The 16,089-nt window shown below is 63.1% G+C and carries 17 protein-coding genes; 14 read left to right on the top strand and 3 right to left on the bottom strand.

From position 1 onward, the window contains the following. Position 1 precedes the first annotated feature (1 nt). The 6 genes from narI to PAF12_RS14905 all read left to right on the top strand — a co-directional run bounded on the left by narI (position 2) and on the right by PAF12_RS14905 (position 4,831). Complete coding sequence (narI, locus tag PAF12_RS14880) at positions 2-712, top strand: respiratory nitrate reductase subunit gamma (RefSeq protein ID WP_271107781.1); 711 nt, start codon at positions 2-4, stop codon at positions 710-712. Positions 713-714: 2 nt separating this feature from the next. Continuing rightward, positions 715-1,518 carry a peptidylprolyl isomerase gene (locus PAF12_RS14885; RefSeq protein WP_271107783.1) on the top strand — a complete coding sequence of 268 codons (804 nt, stop codon included), beginning with the start codon at positions 715-717 and terminating at the stop codon, positions 1,516-1,518. Further along, on the top strand, positions 1,515-2,087 hold the full coding sequence (locus PAF12_RS14890; RefSeq protein WP_271107785.1) for a DUF2478 domain-containing protein: 573 nt from the start codon (positions 1,515-1,517) through the stop codon (positions 2,085-2,087). Before PAF12_RS14885 ends, PAF12_RS14890 begins: the two co-directional genes overlap by 4 nt. An 84-nt stretch (positions 2,088-2,171) precedes the next feature. Then, positions 2,172-3,026 (top strand): transketolase, encoded by an 855-nt coding sequence (locus PAF12_RS14895; protein ID WP_271107786.1) that lies wholly within the window; start codon positions 2,172-2,174, stop codon positions 3,024-3,026. Further along, the gene (locus PAF12_RS14900; protein ID WP_271107788.1) at positions 3,023-4,060 is read left to right on the top strand and encodes a transketolase family protein; all 1,038 of its coding nucleotides are present in this window, start codon (positions 3,023-3,025) and stop codon (positions 4,058-4,060) included. Before PAF12_RS14895 ends, PAF12_RS14900 begins: the two co-directional genes overlap by 4 nt. A gap of 18 nt (positions 4,061-4,078) precedes the next feature. Continuing rightward, on the top strand, positions 4,079-4,831 hold the full coding sequence (locus PAF12_RS14905) for an SDR family NAD(P)-dependent oxidoreductase (RefSeq protein WP_271107789.1): 753 nt from the start codon (positions 4,079-4,081) through the stop codon (positions 4,829-4,831). 93 nt (positions 4,832-4,924) lie between these two features. Here the strand turns inward: PAF12_RS14905 and PAF12_RS14910 are convergent, their stop codons facing one another. Continuing rightward, positions 4,925-5,902 (bottom strand): LysR substrate-binding domain-containing protein, encoded by a 978-nt coding sequence (locus tag PAF12_RS14910; protein WP_271107790.1) that lies wholly within the window; start codon positions 5,900-5,902, stop codon positions 4,925-4,927. A 136-nt stretch (positions 5,903-6,038) separates the two neighbouring features. On the opposite strand from PAF12_RS14910, the gene PAF12_RS14915 reads away from it, so the two are divergent. From PAF12_RS14915 to PAF12_RS14945, 7 genes are all read left to right on the top strand, one after another. After that, complete coding sequence (locus tag PAF12_RS14915; protein WP_271107791.1) at positions 6,039-7,004, top strand: TRAP transporter substrate-binding protein; 966 nt, start codon at positions 6,039-6,041, stop codon at positions 7,002-7,004. A 4-nt stretch (positions 7,005-7,008) separates the two neighbouring features. Further along, on the top strand, positions 7,009-7,554 hold the full coding sequence (locus PAF12_RS14920) for a TRAP transporter small permease (protein WP_271107792.1): 546 nt from the start codon (positions 7,009-7,011) through the stop codon (positions 7,552-7,554). After that, a complete protein-coding gene (locus tag PAF12_RS14925; protein ID WP_271107794.1) occupies positions 7,551-8,807 on the top strand; it encodes a TRAP transporter large permease in 1,257 nt (418 codons plus the stop codon). The genes PAF12_RS14920 and PAF12_RS14925 overlap by 4 nt, the downstream gene beginning before the upstream one ends. Before the next feature lie 10 nt (positions 8,808-8,817). After that, on the top strand, positions 8,818-9,705 hold the full coding sequence (locus tag PAF12_RS14930; RefSeq protein ID WP_271107795.1) for an NAD(P)-dependent oxidoreductase: 888 nt from the start codon (positions 8,818-8,820) through the stop codon (positions 9,703-9,705). Between the two features lie 18 nt (positions 9,706-9,723). Further along, a complete protein-coding gene (locus PAF12_RS14935; RefSeq protein ID WP_271107796.1) occupies positions 9,724-10,533 on the top strand; it encodes a sugar phosphate isomerase/epimerase in 810 nt (269 codons plus the stop codon). Positions 10,534-10,626: 93 nt separating this feature from the next. Continuing rightward, positions 10,627-12,342, top strand: a complete 1,716-nt coding sequence (locus PAF12_RS14940) for a dihydroxyacetone kinase family protein (protein ID WP_271107798.1) — start codon at positions 10,627-10,629, stop codon at positions 12,340-12,342. A 33-nt stretch (positions 12,343-12,375) separates the two neighbouring features. Beyond that, positions 12,376-12,660, top strand: coding sequence for a putative quinol monooxygenase (locus tag PAF12_RS14945; protein ID WP_271107799.1), 285 nt, complete (start codon positions 12,376-12,378; stop codon positions 12,658-12,660). 45 nt (positions 12,661-12,705) lie between these two features. Here PAF12_RS14945 and PAF12_RS14950 read toward each other — a convergent pair whose 3' ends face one another. Then, complete coding sequence (locus tag PAF12_RS14950; RefSeq protein WP_271107801.1) at positions 12,706-13,854, bottom strand: CaiB/BaiF CoA-transferase family protein; 1,149 nt, start codon at positions 13,852-13,854, stop codon at positions 12,706-12,708. Between the two features lie 9 nt (positions 13,855-13,863). Beyond that, positions 13,864-15,063, bottom strand: a complete 1,200-nt coding sequence (locus tag PAF12_RS14955) for an acyl-CoA dehydrogenase (RefSeq protein ID WP_271107802.1) — start codon at positions 15,061-15,063, stop codon at positions 13,864-13,866. Between the two features lie 127 nt (positions 15,064-15,190). On the opposite strand from PAF12_RS14955, the gene PAF12_RS14960 reads away from it, so the two are divergent. Then, positions 15,191-16,087, top strand: coding sequence for a LysR family transcriptional regulator (locus tag PAF12_RS14960; protein WP_271107803.1), 897 nt, complete (start codon positions 15,191-15,193; stop codon positions 16,085-16,087). The last annotated feature ends 2 nt before the right edge of the window (positions 16,088-16,089 follow it).

The raw sequence follows: 16,089 nt of genomic DNA on the forward strand, positions 1-16,089 counted from the left end.
GATGCATAATTTCATTTTTGGCATCTACCCCTATATCGCGATCACGGTGATGATCCTCGGCTCGATCATCCGCTATGACCGCGACCCCTTCACATGGAAATCGAAATCCAGCCAGTTGCTGCGCAAGCGGCAATTCGTCATCGGCTCGGTCCTGTTCCATGTCGGCGTGCTGGTGATCCTGTTCGGCCATCTGGTTGGGTTGCTGACGCCGATTGCAATCTTCGACGCATTCGGGATCAGCCACAGCGCCAAGCAGATCATGGCGGTGACCGTGGGCGGCATCGCCGGGATCATGGCACTGGCGGGCGGGGCGCTGCTGCTGCATCGCCGTTTGACCGATCCCCGCATCCGGGCAAATTCGACGCTGGCCGATACCGGGATCCTCGCACTGTTGCTGGCGCAGCTTGTGCTGGGGCTGCTGACCATCGTCGTTTCGCTGGGTCATCTGGACGGTGAAGAAATGACCAAGCTGATGTCATGGGCGCAAGGCATCGCCTATTTCCAGGCTGGCGCGGCCGATCACATCATCGACGTAAACCCGCTGTTCAAGCTGCATATCTTCCTGGGGCTGACCATCTTCCTGCTGTTCCCCTTCACGCGGCTGGTTCACATGATCTCGGCCCCGGTGCGCTATCTGTGGCGTCCGGGCTATCAGATCGTGCGCAGCAAGCAGCATGACGACGACGCAACCGCGCGCCATCCGGCGGAGTAATGATGACCATGCAGATGAAACCGCTTTTGCCGCCGATCCTCGTGAACGGCGTGACACTGGACCCGGCCCGCATCGCCGCCGAGGCCCAGAACCATCCGGCACCAAAGGGCAAGCCCGGCGCTGCGTGGAAGGCCGCGGCCCGTGCGCTGGTCATCCGCGAATTGCTTTTGCAGGAGGCGGCACGGCTTGGCGTCGAAGCCGAACCCGTGGAAATCGCGCCGGGGCAATGGGAAACAGATGAGGAAGCGCTGATCAGCGCCGTGCTTGACGCGGCGCTGGACCCTGCCGCCGCCGATGAGGCGGAATTGCGCGGCATCTATGAGGCGGAGCCGGATCGCTTCCGTGCCCCTTCCCTCTATGAGGCGGCGCATATCCTTTTCGCCGCCGCGCCGGATAATCTCGCTGCGATGGCAAAGGCGCGTGATACTGCCGAAGGGGTGCTGGCCCAGTTGGCGCGTGCGCCGCAGGACTTCCCCAAACTCGCCGCTGAGCACAGCGATTGTTCGTCCAAGGACTCCGGCGGGTTGCTGGGGCAGCTGTCGTCCGGCGATACGGTCCCGGAGTTCGAGGCGGCACTGGCCCGGATGCCCGAAGGCAGCATTTCGCCCGAGCCGGTCCAGACCCGCTACGGCATTCATATCATCCGGCTGGACGCGCGCGTCACCGGCGAGGTGCTGCCGTTCGAGGCCGTCCTGCCCCGCCTGAGCGAGGCGCATGAGAAATCCGCGTGGCTGCGTGCCAGCCGGGAATATATCGTCGGCCTGATCAAGGATGCTGATATCGTCGGGCTGCAACTGGACGCTTGACGCTGGAGAAACAGATGCAGATTGCCTATGTCACCCTGTCCGGTCGCGGGGCCATCGACCTTCTTCTGGCCGAGGTGGTCGCACGGCTGGAGGCGGAAGGAATCGCGCTGGCCGGGACGGTACAGACCAATATCGACCGGGCCGATCAGGCGCATTGCGACATGGATCTGCGGTTGTTGCCCGATGGCCCGGAAGTGCGGATCAGCGTCGATCGAGGGCCGGAGGCAAAAGGCTGTCGGCTTGATGCCGATGCTCTGGAGCGTTCCGTTGTCTGGGCCGATGCTGCGCTGGATCGTGCCGAGATGCTGGTGGTCAACAAATTCGGCAAGATGGAAGCCGAAGGACGCGGGCTGACCGCCACAATTGCCAATGCATTGGATCGCGACATGCCGGTCCTCGTCGGGGTCAATGGCCTCAATCTGGGGCCGTTCCTTGCCTTTGCGGGTGATATGGCCACAGCTTTGCCCGCTCAGGCTGATGATATTGTCGACTGGTGCCTGCGGGCGCGTGGTCTGAACGGCGCGCAGGATAAGACCTCTCAGTTGTCCGGCGACTTCAGTGAAGTATAGCTTCACATTCTATAAAGAATAAATTCTTTTAAGCGCCTGCCTGCTTCTGCAATCTGCCCCCCGTGGAGCATGTAGGAGGAGCAAATGCCAGCAGGCACAACCGATGCCGCGCGGTCTAATATCTCGCTGGACCGGCGCGCGTGGAATATTCGGCGCAAGGCGCTGTTGATGGGCGAGGTTCAGGGACAGGGCTATATCGGGCAGGCGCTCGGCGTTGCGGATGTGCTGGCGGTGTCCTATTTCCACGCCCTCAATCACCGGCCAAGTGACCCGGAATGGGAAGGCCGCGACCGCTTCCTGCTGTCGATCGGCCATTATGCCATCGCGCTTTACGCCGCGCTGATGGAGGCCGGCATTCTGCCGGAAGAGGAACTGGAAACCTACGGCATGGACGACTCGCGGATGCCGATGTCGGGCATGGCGTCCTACACACCGGGGATGGAGATCACCGGCGGTTCGCTTGGCCACGGTCTGGGGATCGCTGTCGGCATGGCTATGGGCCTGCGCCAGAAGAAATCCGACGCTTTCGTCTATAACCTGATGTCGGATGGTGAGCTGGGCGAGGGCTCGACCTGGGAAGCGGCGATGAGTGCCGCGCATCAGGGGCTCGGCAATCTGATCTGCATCGTCGATTTCAACGACCAGCAGGCGGATGGCCCGTCGACGGACACGCTCAGTTCCGAGCCGCTGCCCGAGAAATGGGAGGCCTTTGGCTGGCACACGCAGCGCGTGGACGGCAACGACATCCCGGCGCTTGTCGCGGCGTTCGATCGCGCGCGCAAACTCGATGACAGCCGACCGCGCATCATCATCTGCGATACCACGATGTGTAAAGGCGTGCCGTTCCTCGAGCAGCGCGAGATCACCCATTTCGTGCGGGTTGAAGCCGATGAGTGGTCCCGTGCGCTTGATGTTCTGGAGCAGGGGAAACCGCAATGACGACCGATTCACACGCCCGCAAATACGAGGCCCGCAAGGTTACCCCGAAATCGGAGCGGGTTGCGACCTCGGCCATGATCGCCTCGCTCGCGGCGGAAGGATATGACACGGTCAGCGCGCCTTTCGGCCACGCGCTGGCGGAGCTTGCCAAGGATCGACCGGAGATCGTGGGCCTGTCCGCCGATCTGGCGAAATACACCGACCTGCATATCTTCGCAAAGGCGCACCCGGATCGGTTCTTCCAGATGGGTATGGCGGAACAATTGCTGATGTCGGCAGCCTCTGGCATGGCGCGGGAAGGATTTATCCCATTCGCGACGACCTACGCGGTTTTCGCCGCGCGCCGCGCCTATGACTTCATCTGCATGGCGATTGCCGAGGAAAACCTGCCGGTCAAGATCGTGTGCGGCCTGCCGGGCCTGACGACCGGATACGGCCCCAGCCATCAGGCGTTCGAGGATCTGGCGATTTTCCGCGGCCTCCCGAACCTGACCATCATCGATCCCGCCGACGCGGTCGACATCACGCAGATGGTGCCGGTCATCGCAGATCATTCCGGTCCGGTTTACGCGCGTCTGCTGCGCGGCAAGGTGCCGAGCGTCATTGACCGCTACAAGCCGGATTACCGGTTCCAGATCGGCAAGGCTGCGCTTCTGCGCGACGGCGGCGATGTGCTGGTGATCTCGTCGGGGCTGATGACGATGCGCGCGCTCGACGCGGCGGAGAAGCTGGCGAAGGACGGCGTCGATGTTGCGGTCCTGCACAGCCCGTCGATCAAGCCGCTGGATCGCGAGACCATTCTGGCCGAGGCGCGTAAAGGCGGGCGGCTGGTCGTCACAGCGGAAAACCACACCGTTATCGGCGGTCTGGGAGAGGCGGTCGCGGGGTTGCTCATGCGCGAAGCCGTGCATCCGCAATTCCGCATGATCGGCCTGCCCGATGAATTTCTGGAGGCCGGCGCGCTGCCGACGCTTCACGACATGTATGGCATCTCGGTCGACGGCGTGGCCCGTCAGATCAAGGGCTGGGTTTAAGGTTTCGGAGGAGACATCATGAAACTGCTGGAAGGACAATTTGCCGTTATCACCGGGGCGGCCAGCCCGCGCGGATTGGGAAAAGCCACGGCGCAGCTATTCGCTGAACACGGCGCAACGGTCGCCATTCTCGACCTGAACGGTGACGCAGCGGCAGCGGCCGCAGCCGATCTGGGCGCAGGTCATATCGGCTTGGCATGCGACGTCACCGACAAGGCGGCATGCGATAAAGTTATGGCTGACCTGATCGCTCGCTGGGGCCGGATCGATGTTCTGGTGAACAATGCCGGCATCACACAGCCGCTGAAGATCATGGAGATTGAAGCGAAAAATTATGAGGCTGTTCTGGACGTGAACCTGCGCGGCACGCTCTATGCGTCGCAGGCGGTCATCCCGCAAATGCGGTCGCAGAAATCGGGCAGCATCGTGAACCTGTCGTCGGTCTCCGCGCAGCGCGGCGGCGGAATTTTCGGAGGGCCGCATTATTCGGCAGCAAAAGCCGGGGTTCTTGGCCTGACCAAGGCGATGGCGCGCGAACTGGCGCCCGACAACGTCCGGGTCAATGCGATCTGCCCGGGCTTTATCGCCACCGATATCACCGCCGGTAAGCTGACGCCGGAAATGAACAAGGCGATCCTTGAAGGCATCCCGATGAACCGCGCGGGTGAGGCAAGCGACGTGGCGGGATGCGCCCTGTTCCTCGCCTCTGGCCTGTCAGCCTACGTCACCGGATCGGAGGTCGACGTAAATGGTGGATCTCTGATTCATTAAAGCAAAAAATTATTGAACCAAATCGCGTTTCGCGCGTTGCAGACATGTAAGACGTAACGAGTGTAACGTTTAAGACGACAAAGTTACGAGTAATCAGTTATTTGTTTGTTCGGGCCGGTTCGCAGACGCGACCGGCCCGTAACCTAATGCGACCATCAAATCGGACGCCGCGGCGGAAAAAACCGCCGCTTCCTCCCTGATCCAGTCGAAAAACAGCCGGACAATTCGCCTGTTCGTGTGACGGGGCGGGCAGACCAGCCAATAGGCCGGAAAACTGCGCAGGCCGAGTTCTGGCGCGAACGGGACCAGCCGCCCCGATTTCAGATGATCGTAGCCCAGAGTTACGGAATCCATCGCCATTCCGACGCCGTCCAGCGCAAGCTGCATCGACATCTGCGAACGATCCAGCCCCGTGCGCACGGCGTCATGAGGGGCGCGCAAGTTATGATCCGACAGGAACATATCCCAGCGGTACACCCCCTTCACATTGTCGATCAACTTGGCATGGGCGATCTGTTCCTGCACATCGTCCGAGATCGCGCGCAGGCGGTCGCGATATTCCGGGCTGCACATCGGTAGGACGTGATCCTCAATAATCGGTTCCACATACAGACCGCCCCAATCGCCGGTGCCGTATCGCAGATCGAGGTCGACCATCTCGGTCATGAAATCGGACAGTTCCGGCGTGGCGTCGATGCGCATATCCCAACCCTCATGCCGGGCGAGGAACTGCGACAGGCGCGGTGCCAGCCAGAGCGTTCCGAAGCTGGGGCTGACCCGCAGGCTGAGCTGGCGTTGAGCGTGCTGGCGCAGGATCTGGGCGCGGGCGTCGCGCAGCGTGTGGAAGGCAAGCGTCGCGGCCCGGTACAGCCGCTCCCCGTCCATCGTCAGGATCAGGCGGCGGTTTTCGCGGCGGAACAGCTTCACGCCGAATTGCTGCTCGGTCGCGCGGATCTGCTGGCTGACGGCGGATGGCGACACGCCGAGTTCCGTTGCAGCCTTGGCGACCTGGCCCAGACGGGCTACGGCTTCAAAATAGGCCATGCTGTTCAGATTAATATCCTGTGCCACCGAAATATCCTTTAGCTGAGCTTTACTCAAAGTTAAGAAGATTTGCTTTCTTGGCAAGGGTGGAGATGCCATCGTTAATCAGTCACGAACGGCCGGGAGACAGGAAACCCGTTCGTCAAAACTGGAGGAGTTACTCATGAAACACCTGTTTATCGGTGCCCTGACGGCTGCCGCATTGCTGGCTGGCAGCGCATCCGCCGAGACCCTGCGGCTGGCGCATAACGCGGCGCCCGGCAACCCCAAGGATCTGGCGTCGGAGCGTTTTGCCGAACTGGTCGCGGAAAAGACCGAGGGCCGCATTACCGTCGACGCGGGCGGTTCCGCGCAATATGGCGACGATGTCGAAGCGCTGACCCAGATGCGTCTCGGCACGCTGGCTCTGTCTGCGAACTCGCAAGGCCCGGCCTCCGGCGTCGTGGAGGAATTCGCGGTGCTCGGCCTGCCATTCCTGTTCGATTCGCTGGAGCAGGCCTGGGAAGTGCTGGATGGCGAAGTCGGTCAGAAGCTCGACGAAGCCGCGCAGGAAAACGGTCTGAAGGTGCTGGCCTTCTGGGATAACGGCATCCGCCAGACCTCGAACAATGTCCGCCCGATCAACACGCCGGACGATCTAGCTGGTCTGAAAATCCGCACCCCGCCGGATCCGATGACGCTGGAAATCTTCACCACGCTGGGTGCGAACCCGACCCCGATGGCTTTCTCGGAGCTTTATGTCGCGCTTCAGCAGGGCGTCGTCGACGGGCAGGAAAACCCGCTGATGAACATCGAAAGCTCCAAGCTGTACGAGGTGCAGAAATATATCAGCCTCACCGGGCATAAATATGAAAGCACCCCGCTGCTGATGTCGAAGATCGTCTGGGACGGGCTGTCCGAAGAAGATCAGGCGGCGATGCTGGAGGCGGCCAAGGAAGCGGGTGAATATAACCGCGAATTGTCGAAGAAATCGGATGAGGAACTGCGCCCGATGCTGGAAGAGGCCGGGGTGGAGTTCAACGAGCTCGATACGGCTCCGTTCGTCGAGGCGACGCAGCCGATCATTGCCGAGTGGCAGGAAAAATACCCTGATCTGGTCGGCGTGCTGATGACCGCGACGGGACGCTGAGTCCATGTCCAGCCAAGACATTCAACCGGAGGGCGGCCCCAAGGCCGCCCTGCTTCTGGATCGCGTTCTGATCTTTGTCGCGACGGCGGTCATCCTGATCTCCCTGTCGGGCTTGTTCCTGTCGCTGGTTGCGGAGGTTATCGTCCGTTACGCGACAAATGCCGGGCTGGGCTGGCCGAACGAGATGCCGGCCCTGCTGTTTCCGTGGCTGACGATGGCGGGTGCGGTTCTGGCCGCGCAATATGGCCGTCACATCGCCGTTCAGCTTGGCGCCGAGATGCTGCCGCTGAATGCCGCGCGCTGGCTGATGGTCGCGGGCAGCGTGCTCGCGGCGGTCACCTTCGCCTTTCTCACCTGGCACGGATTTGCCGTCATGAAGATCGCAGGCGGCGAGGTCTACCCCGTCACCGGCATGACCGCGAATTTCGCCTATGCCGCGCTGATTTCCGGCTTTGTCGGGCTGTCGCTGACTGCGTTGACCAGTATCCCGGTCATCCTGAAATCCGACCGGCCCGTATCCGCCCGTGAAGTGCCGGAGGAGCACCCATGAGCATTATCCTAGTCGTTACCTTTTTCGTCCTGATGCTCGCATCGGTGCCGGTTGCTTACGCCCTGATCGTTGCTGGCGGGCTGGCGGTGCTGTCGCAGGGCATGGCGCAGGCACCGCTGCTGATCGTGAAGCTGTTCACGCCAACGCAAAGCTATCCGCTGCTGGCCATTCCATTCTTTATCCTGTCGGGCAGCCTGATGATGAGCGGCTCGCTTGGCCGCAAGCTGGTCGGCTTCGCCGCGGCTCTGGTCGGGCGCTATCCTGGCGGTCTGGGGCAGGTCTCCGTCGTCGGCTCCACCGTGTTCGGCGGGGTGTCGGGTTCCGCCGTGGCAGAGGCCTCGGCGCTCGGTTCCATGCTGATCCCGTGGCAGCGGCGCGAAGGCTATCCGCCCGCATTTGCTGCCGCCGTCACGGCGTCGTCCTCGGTGATTGCGGGGCTGATCCCGCCCTCGATCCCGCTGATCATCTATGCGACTGTCTCGAACACCTCGATTGCGGCTTTGTTCATCGCCGGTATTCTGCCGGGCCTCATGCTGGCCATTGGTCTGATGACGGTCTGCTATGTCTCGGGCCGCACCCGTGGCTTCCCGGTCATCTCGCGTGAGCAGGCGGGCCATGTCATGCAGAACTTCTGGGCAGCACTGCCCGCGCTTGCCATGCCGATCTTCATTCTCGTGCTGCTGCGGGCCGGTATCGCAACCCCGACCGAGGTCAGCGTGATCGCCGTGGCCTACGCGCTTGTGGTCAGCTCGCTTCTCTACCGCGACATGACGATTGCGCGGCTGGCGCTGGCGCTGAAGGAAACGGGCATCGCAACCGGCGTGGTCATGATGGTCATCATGGGCTCGAACCTTGTCGGCTATGTGCTGACGGTGGAACACATCCCGGACACGGTCGCGCAATGGGCGCTCGACACGCTTGGCTCGCCCGTGCTGATCCTGCTGCTGATGAACGCCATGCTGCTTGTCATCGGGATGTTCCTCGACCTGCCAGCGGCCATTCTGTTGCTGGGTCCGACGCTGGTCGGGCTGGGTCAGGCCGTGGGGATCGATCCGGTGCAGCTTGGCATTATCGTGGCCGTGAACCTGTCCATCGGGCTGTTCACGCCGCCGATCGGGACGACGCTGTTTATCTCGTCCTCGATCGCGCGCCAGCCTATCGGTGCTGTGGTGAAGGAGCTGTGGCCGTTCTATCTGGTCGCCTTCACGGTGCTGATGCTGTTCACCTTCGTTCCCGCCCTGACGATCTACTGAGGACGAAACGATGAGTGAGCGTGTGAAAATCGGATTTGTCGGGCTCGGCTCGATGGGTCTGCCGATGGCCTGCAATCTGCAGGCCGCCGGATACGACGTGACCGGCTTCGATCTCCGGGACGAGGCAATGGCGAAGCTGGAAAAGCAGGGCGGCGGTCGCGCTGCCTCTGCGACAGCGGCGGCCGAGGGGGCGGGCGTGCTGGTCCTGATGGTGGTGAACGCCGCGCAGGCGCGGTCGATCCTGATCGGGGACGGTGCCGCGCAGGCTATGGCAGAGGGCGGCATCGTCGCCCTCATGTCCACCTGCCTGCCGGAAGACGTTGCGTCGCTGGCCCGGGAAGTTGAGGCAACCGGGCGGCATCTGGTCGACGCCCCGGTCTCCGGCGGGGTGGCGGGTGCGCAGGCGGCGAGCCTGTCGATCATGGCGGCGGGCGATCCGGCGCGGATCAGGGCGCTGCAACCCGTCTTCGACGTGCTGGGCAGCAAGACCTATGTGGTCGGCAGCAATCCCGGTCAGGGCGCGGTCGCGAAATCGGTGAACCAGCTTCTGTGCGGCGTGCATATCGCGGCCTGTGCGGAGGCGATGGCGCTGGCCGAGACGCTGGAACTCGACACCCAGGTGATGCTCGATATCGTCTCCGGCTCTGCCGCCTCAAGCTGGATGATCCGGGACCGGGGCCCGCGTATGATCCGGCCACCGGGCGAGATTACCAGTGCCGTGGACATCTTCGTCAAGGATCTGTCCATCGTGGCAGATGCGGGACGCGCGGCGAAGGCACCTCTGCCGCTGGCCGCCGCCGCATTGCAGATGTTCCTGTCCGCGTCGGGTGCCGGTGACGGTGCATTGGATGACAGCCAGGTCATCCGCTCCTATCGCCGCCTCCTCGGGCGGGAGTGATCGCGGAAAGGGAAAGTCATGGAACTCGGACTCGGAAGCTATGCGTTCCGCTGGAATATCGGCATCAAGGATCAGCAGCCGGCGCAGCCGATGACGGCGTTTGACCTTCTCGATCAGGTGGCGAAGCGGGGGCTGAAGGTCATGCAATATGCCGACAATCTGCCGCTCGACCGGTTGAGTGCGGCGGATCATGATCGTCTGGCGGCGGAGGCCGCAGGCCGCGGCATTGCGCTTGAACTCGGCACGCAGTGTTTCGATGCCGATGAGGTCAGCCGTTATCTGCAGATCGGCCAGCGGCTTGACGCAAAGATCCTGCGGGTCGCGCTGGATGCCGAAGATGCGGAGATGCCGGTGCATGTGCTTGCCGAACAGCTTCGCCCATTGCTGGACCGCGCGCAGGACGCGGGCATCCGCATCGCCATCGAGAACCATTTCAACTACCCCTCACCCCGGATGGTGACGCTGCTGGACACGCTGAACCATCCGGCTCTGGGCGTGTGTCTTGACGTCGCGAACTCCATCTGCGCAGGTGAGTGGCCGGAGGAGACGGTGCGGATGCTCGCACCCTATGCGATCAATCTGCATCTGAAGGATTATGTGATCACACCCGACCCTTACGGTGTCGGTTTCCGGATCCACGGTGTCCCGCTCGGTCAGGGCCGTGCGCCGATCCGCTGGATCCTCGATCAGCTGAGCCATTGTCCGCCGGATATGAGCGTCATCCTCGAACACTGGCTGCCGATGACCGACGGGCTGGACGACGCGCGGGCGAAGGAAGAACCGTGGCTGGATCAGACCGTCGCCGCCGCACGGACATTCATCAGCTAGCATGCCTGCGTGTTGTCCGTTCAGCCTGTCTGGGCGGCGCCGCGCGGAAATGCCATGATACCCCGACCAACACGGGCAGGAGGAGGAGCCGCCATGACCAGATTATTTGACGATCCCGAGGAATTTGCCGCGACCGCCCTTGCCGGTTTCTGCGCCGCCAACCGTGATCGTATTGCGGAGGTGCCGCATGGCGCGTTGCGCGCCGCCCCCGGACCGCAGGGCAAGGTGGCGATACTTGTCGGCGGCGGATCGGGCCACTACCCGGCGTTTCTGGGCTATGTCGGTGCCGGTCTCGCGGATGCCGCCGTTGCGGGGGATGTCTTTGCCTCGCCTTCGACCAGTGCCGTGGCCGGCGTGGCGCGGGCGGCGGATATGGGCGGCGGCGTGATCCTCGGTTTTGGGAATTACGCCGGGGATGTGCTGAATTTCGGTGCAGCGGCAGAGCGTTTGCGGGGGGAGGGGATCGACGCCCGTATCCTCGCCGTGACCGATGACGTGGCCAGTGCCAGCGTTGACGAACGCGAAAAGCGCCGTGGTGTGGCGGGTGACCTGCTGGTCTTCAAGATCGCCGGGGCGGCGGCAGAGGCCGGGCTGGACATCGACGCGGTCGAGGCTGTGGCGCGCAAGGCGAATGCGGCGTCTGTTTCTTTCGGGGTGGCATTTGCGGGCTGCACGCTGCCGGGGCAAAGCGCACCGCTCTTCACCGTCGACAAGGGCACGGTCGCGCTTGGTCTGGGCATTCATGGCGAGCCGGGCATCAGCACGGAAGACATGAAAACCGCCGCCGAGATGGCTGATCTGCTGCTGAAACCGCTGCTGGCGGAACGTCCGAAGGATCATGGCGGGCGGATTGCCGTGGTGCTGAACGGGCTTGGATGCACGAAATATGAAGAGCTGTTCGTGCTGTGGCATCACATCTCCAGACGGCTGGAAGCCGAGGGGTTGGAGGTCGTTGACCCGGAGGTAGGCGAATTCGTGACCAGCCTCGATATGGCGGGCTGCTCGCTTTCGATCATGTGGCTGGATGAAGAACTGGAGGGATATTGGCGCGCGCCCGCCGATGCGCCGGCCTTCCGCAAGGGTAATGTTGCTCAGCGTTCGGTTGGGTCTGCGACCGCGCGGGCAGAGGCCACGGCGGCGGCGAAGATCGCGCAAGGCTCTGCCGCCTCGCAGGAACTGGGGGCTTGTGTGGCCCGGCTGATGGCGCGGCTGGCCGAGGAGCTGGCCGAGGCGGAGGAGATGTTGGGCCGGATCGATGCGCAGGCAGGCGACGGCGATCACGGTCAGGGCATGGCACGCGGCTCCAAAGCGGCGGCGTCCGCTGCTGCCGAAGCGGCGCAGGCCGGGGCAGGGGCCGGTACGGTGCTGGCCAGTGCCGGGGACGCCTGGGCGGATCGTGCGGGCGGCACGTCCGGCGCGCTTTGGGGTGTGGCGCTGCGCAGTTGGGGCAATGCGCTGACGGACGAGGACGGGCTGGTCGCCGGCAACGTCGCGGCTGGCGCGCAGGCCGCGCTTGACGCCATCACCCGGCTTGGCGGCGCGAAGCCCGGTGACAAGACATTGGTGGATGCTCTGGTTCCGTTCGTTGAAACGCTAGGGGCGGCGGTCAATTCCGGCGCGTCGCTGGCCGATGCGTGGCAGAAGGCGGCGACCCGCTCTACCGAAGCGGCGGATGCGACGGCTGATCTGTCCCCGAAACTTGGTCGCGCCCGCCCGCTGGCGGAACGCAGCATCGGCCATCCCGATGCAGGCGCGATCTCATTGGCGTTGTGCGCAAGAGTGATTGGTGAGGAATTGACGAAGGCCTGATGCTCACCGATTCAAGAAACCTGGAGACAGATGATGATCTATATTGTCGCGACCCATGAAGCACATCCTGACTGCATCGACGAGTTGCGCGACGCACTTCGCGATCTCGTCGCGCCGAGCCGGGCCGAGACGGGATGCGTCCGCTACGACCTGCACGAAAACGCAAAACAGCCCGGCCATTTCGTGTTCTACGAAATCTGGGCCGATATGGCGGCCTTCAAGGCCCATGGGGAGACGGAACATCTGCAAGCGTTCAAAGCCCATCAGGCCGAACTTAGCCGTGCGGCTGATGTGATCCAGTTGGATCTGCTGGATTAAGACGAGCTGTCCGGGGATGAGGGCGGGCCGTCATCCCCGAAAGCTTCAACAGGCGGGTTGATCCCCGGATTGGCCCAAGACCGGGGCAGCCCGGTCAAGCGACAACTCGCTGCGCGAGAAGCGGATCGGGGTGCGCAGCCCCTCGATCCCTTGCGGTGCGATGCGCATTCCGCGCGACAGGATCTGGGGTTCCTCAAGCGCCTCGGCCACGGTGTTGATCGGCCCGCCGGGAACGCCTGCCGCTTCAAGCGCCGCGATCAGATCCGCTTTTCCGTGCTGCGCCGTTGCCGCCGCGATCTGCTCGCAGAGGGGGCCGCGATTTGCGACCCGCGCCGGATTGGTGGCGTAGTCGGGGTTCGTCTCCAGCCCCTCCAGCCCGAGCACCCGGCAGAGCGCCGCAAACTGGCGGTCATTCCCGCAAGCGATAATCAGATGCCCGTCAGAGGCGGGAAATACCTGATATGGCACAATGTTCGGATGCGCATTGCCCAACCGCTTCGGCACCGTCCCGCCGAGCAGATAATTGGTCGCCTGATTGGCCAGTACGCCCACGCCGCAATCCAGCAACGACAGATCGACATGCTGCCCGAGGCCGGAGCGTTCGCGTTCGGCCAATGCGGCCTGAATGCCGATCACCCCATAAAGCCCGGTGAAAATGTCGATCCACGCGACGCCGATTTTCTGCGGCTCCCCCTCCGGGTCGCCGGTCAGGTCCATGATCCCGGACATGCCCTGAATAAGGAAGTCGTAGCCGGGCTGCTTCGCACGCGGTCCCTCCTGCCCGAAGCCGGTGACCGAGGCATAGACCAGCCGGGGGTTAAGCGCGGAGATACTGTCGTAGTCGAGGCCGAATTTCTTCAGCCCGCCGACCTTGAAGTTCTCGACCAGCACATCGGCCCCGGCGATCATCTCCTTCAGTCGCGCCAGATCGTCGGCGTCCGAAAAATCGCAGATGACCGAGGTCTTGCCGCGATTGGCAGCGTGGAAATAGGCCGCCGTGACCTCCGTTCCGCCTTGCCCGTCGGGCCGCTCCACGAAGGGCGGGCCCCATTTGCGGGTATCGTCGCCTTCCGGCGCTTCGATCTTGATGACCTCGGCACCCAGATCCGCCAGCGTCTGACCGATCCACGGACCGGCCAGAATGCGGGCAAGCTCGATGACCTTCAGCCCTTTCAGCGGCGCGTCCTGCGTCATCGCGCGGCCTCAGGCGAAGGCTTGAAGATCAGTGATCGCGCGGCCCAGGATCAGGGCGTGAACGTCATGCGTGCCCTCATAGGTATTCACCGTTTCAAGGTTCTGGGCGTGGCGCATGACGTGATATTCGATCTGGATGCCGTTGCCGCCATGCATGTCGCGCGCCATGCGTGCAATATCGAGCGCCTTGCCGCAATTGTTCCGCTTGACGATGGAGATCATCTCGGGCGCGAACCGCCCTTCGTCGAACAGGCGACCGACCCGTAGGGACGCTTGCAGGCCCAGCGTGATTTCCGTCTGCATATCGGCCAGCTTCTTCTGGAAAAGCTGTGTCGCCGCCAGCGGGCGGTTGAACTGGACGCGGTCCAGCCCGTATTGCCGCGCCCGGTGGAAGCAGTCCTCCGCCGCGCCCATAGCGCCCCAGGAGATGCCGTAGCGTGCGCGGTTCAGACAGCCGAACGGCCCGCCCATGCCCTGAATATCGGGCAGGATCGCGTCCTCGCCGACCTCGACATTATCCAGCACAATTTCCCCGGTGATCGAGGCGCGCAGGCTCAGCTTGCCGCCGATTTTCGGCGCGCTCAGCCCCTTCATGCCCTTCTCCAGCACGAAGCCGCGCACCTTGTTGTCATGGGCTTCGGACTTCGCCCAGACCACGAACACATCCGCGATCGGCGAGTTCGAGATCCACATTTTCGAGCCGTTCAGCACATAGCCGCCATCGACCTTCTTCGCGCGGGTTTTCATGCCACCCGGATCGGAACCTGCGTCCGGCTCCGTCAGGCCGAAACAGCCGATCCACTCGCCGCTGGCCAGTTTCGGCAGGTATTTCTTGCGCTGCTCTTCCGAGCCGTAGGCGTAGATCGGGAACATCACCAGCGAGGACTGGACCGACATCATCGAACGGTAGCCGGAATCGACCCGCTCCACCTCGCGCGCGACCAGACCATAGGCGACATAGGAGGCACCAACCCCGCCATATTCCTCCGGCACGGTGACGCCCAGCAGGCCGTTCTCGCCCATTTCGCGGAAAATTTCCGGGTCCGTCGTCTCGTTCAGATAGGCATCTTGGATCCTTGGCAGCAGGCGGTCGGTCGCGAAAGCGCGCGCCGCCTCGCTGATCATGCGTTCTTCTTCGGTCAGTTGTTCCTGCATCAGGAACGGGTCCGACCAGTTGAACGGGATACCTTTATGGGATTTCGACGACATGGGGTTCCTCCGGGTTGTTCGCGTGATTCATGCAGTTTCGACGAGCTTACCAATGGTAAACCGCAATAAAAATCGCCATTATCTCATTAAATCATGCAAAAATTGCATGACCTGAACCGGAGATCATATGAGGCAACGTCGCTTTCTGCCCTCGATCAAGCTGCTGCTGGCGCTCGATGCCGTGGTCCGGCATGGCTCGGTCACGGCTGCGGCGACTGAGCTGAACCTCACGCAAAGCACCGTCAGCCGCCTGATCCTGTCGCTGGAGGAACAGCTTGGGCGAGAGTTGTTTACGCGGGAACGCCGCCGCCTGATCCCGAACGCCGCCGCGATCAGCTATCAGCGGGATATTGCGCGCGCGCTCGATATGGTGCAGCGGGCAAGCATGTCGGCGGTCGCCAACTCCGCTGGCGGCACGCTTTCGCTGGCTGTCCTGCCGACCTTCGCGACCCGCTGGCTGGGGCCGCAGCTTGGGCGGTTCCTGACCGCGCATCCCGGTGTGGCGCTGAATATGTCGACCCGCTACGACCGCGTCGATTTCGCCACCGAAGCCTATGATGCCGCGATCTATTTCGGGGATGGCGACTGGCCGCGTGTGAACCATCTGAAGCTATTCGACGAACAGGTCACGGCCTGTGTCTCGCCGGAGTTCCGCCAGCGTCACCGGCTGGACACGCCGCAGGATCTCGCCGCGCTGCCCATGCTGCAACTGGAGACCCGTCCGACCGCCTGGGCCGACTGGTTCCGGGGGCAGGGGCAAGAGCCGGTCGGTGCTGGCGGCATGCTGATGGATCAGTTTTCGATGATGATACAGGCGGCGATCTCCGGTCTCGGGATTGCGTTGCTGCCGGATTATCTCGCCCGGATCGAGATCGCGGAAAACCGGCTGGTCCCGGTCTTCCGTCAGGCGGTGCCGACCAGCGGGGCTTATTGGCTGGTCTGGCCGGACGGGAACGATCAGGATACCTCGCTGGCCCTGTTCCGTGACTGGCTGAGCCAGAACGCATCGGGGGCCAGCGGCTGATC

It is taken from the genome of Paracoccus sp. SCSIO 75233 (assembly GCF_027912675.1).
Classification (GTDB): Bacteria; Pseudomonadota; Alphaproteobacteria; order Rhodobacterales; family Rhodobacteraceae; genus Paracoccus.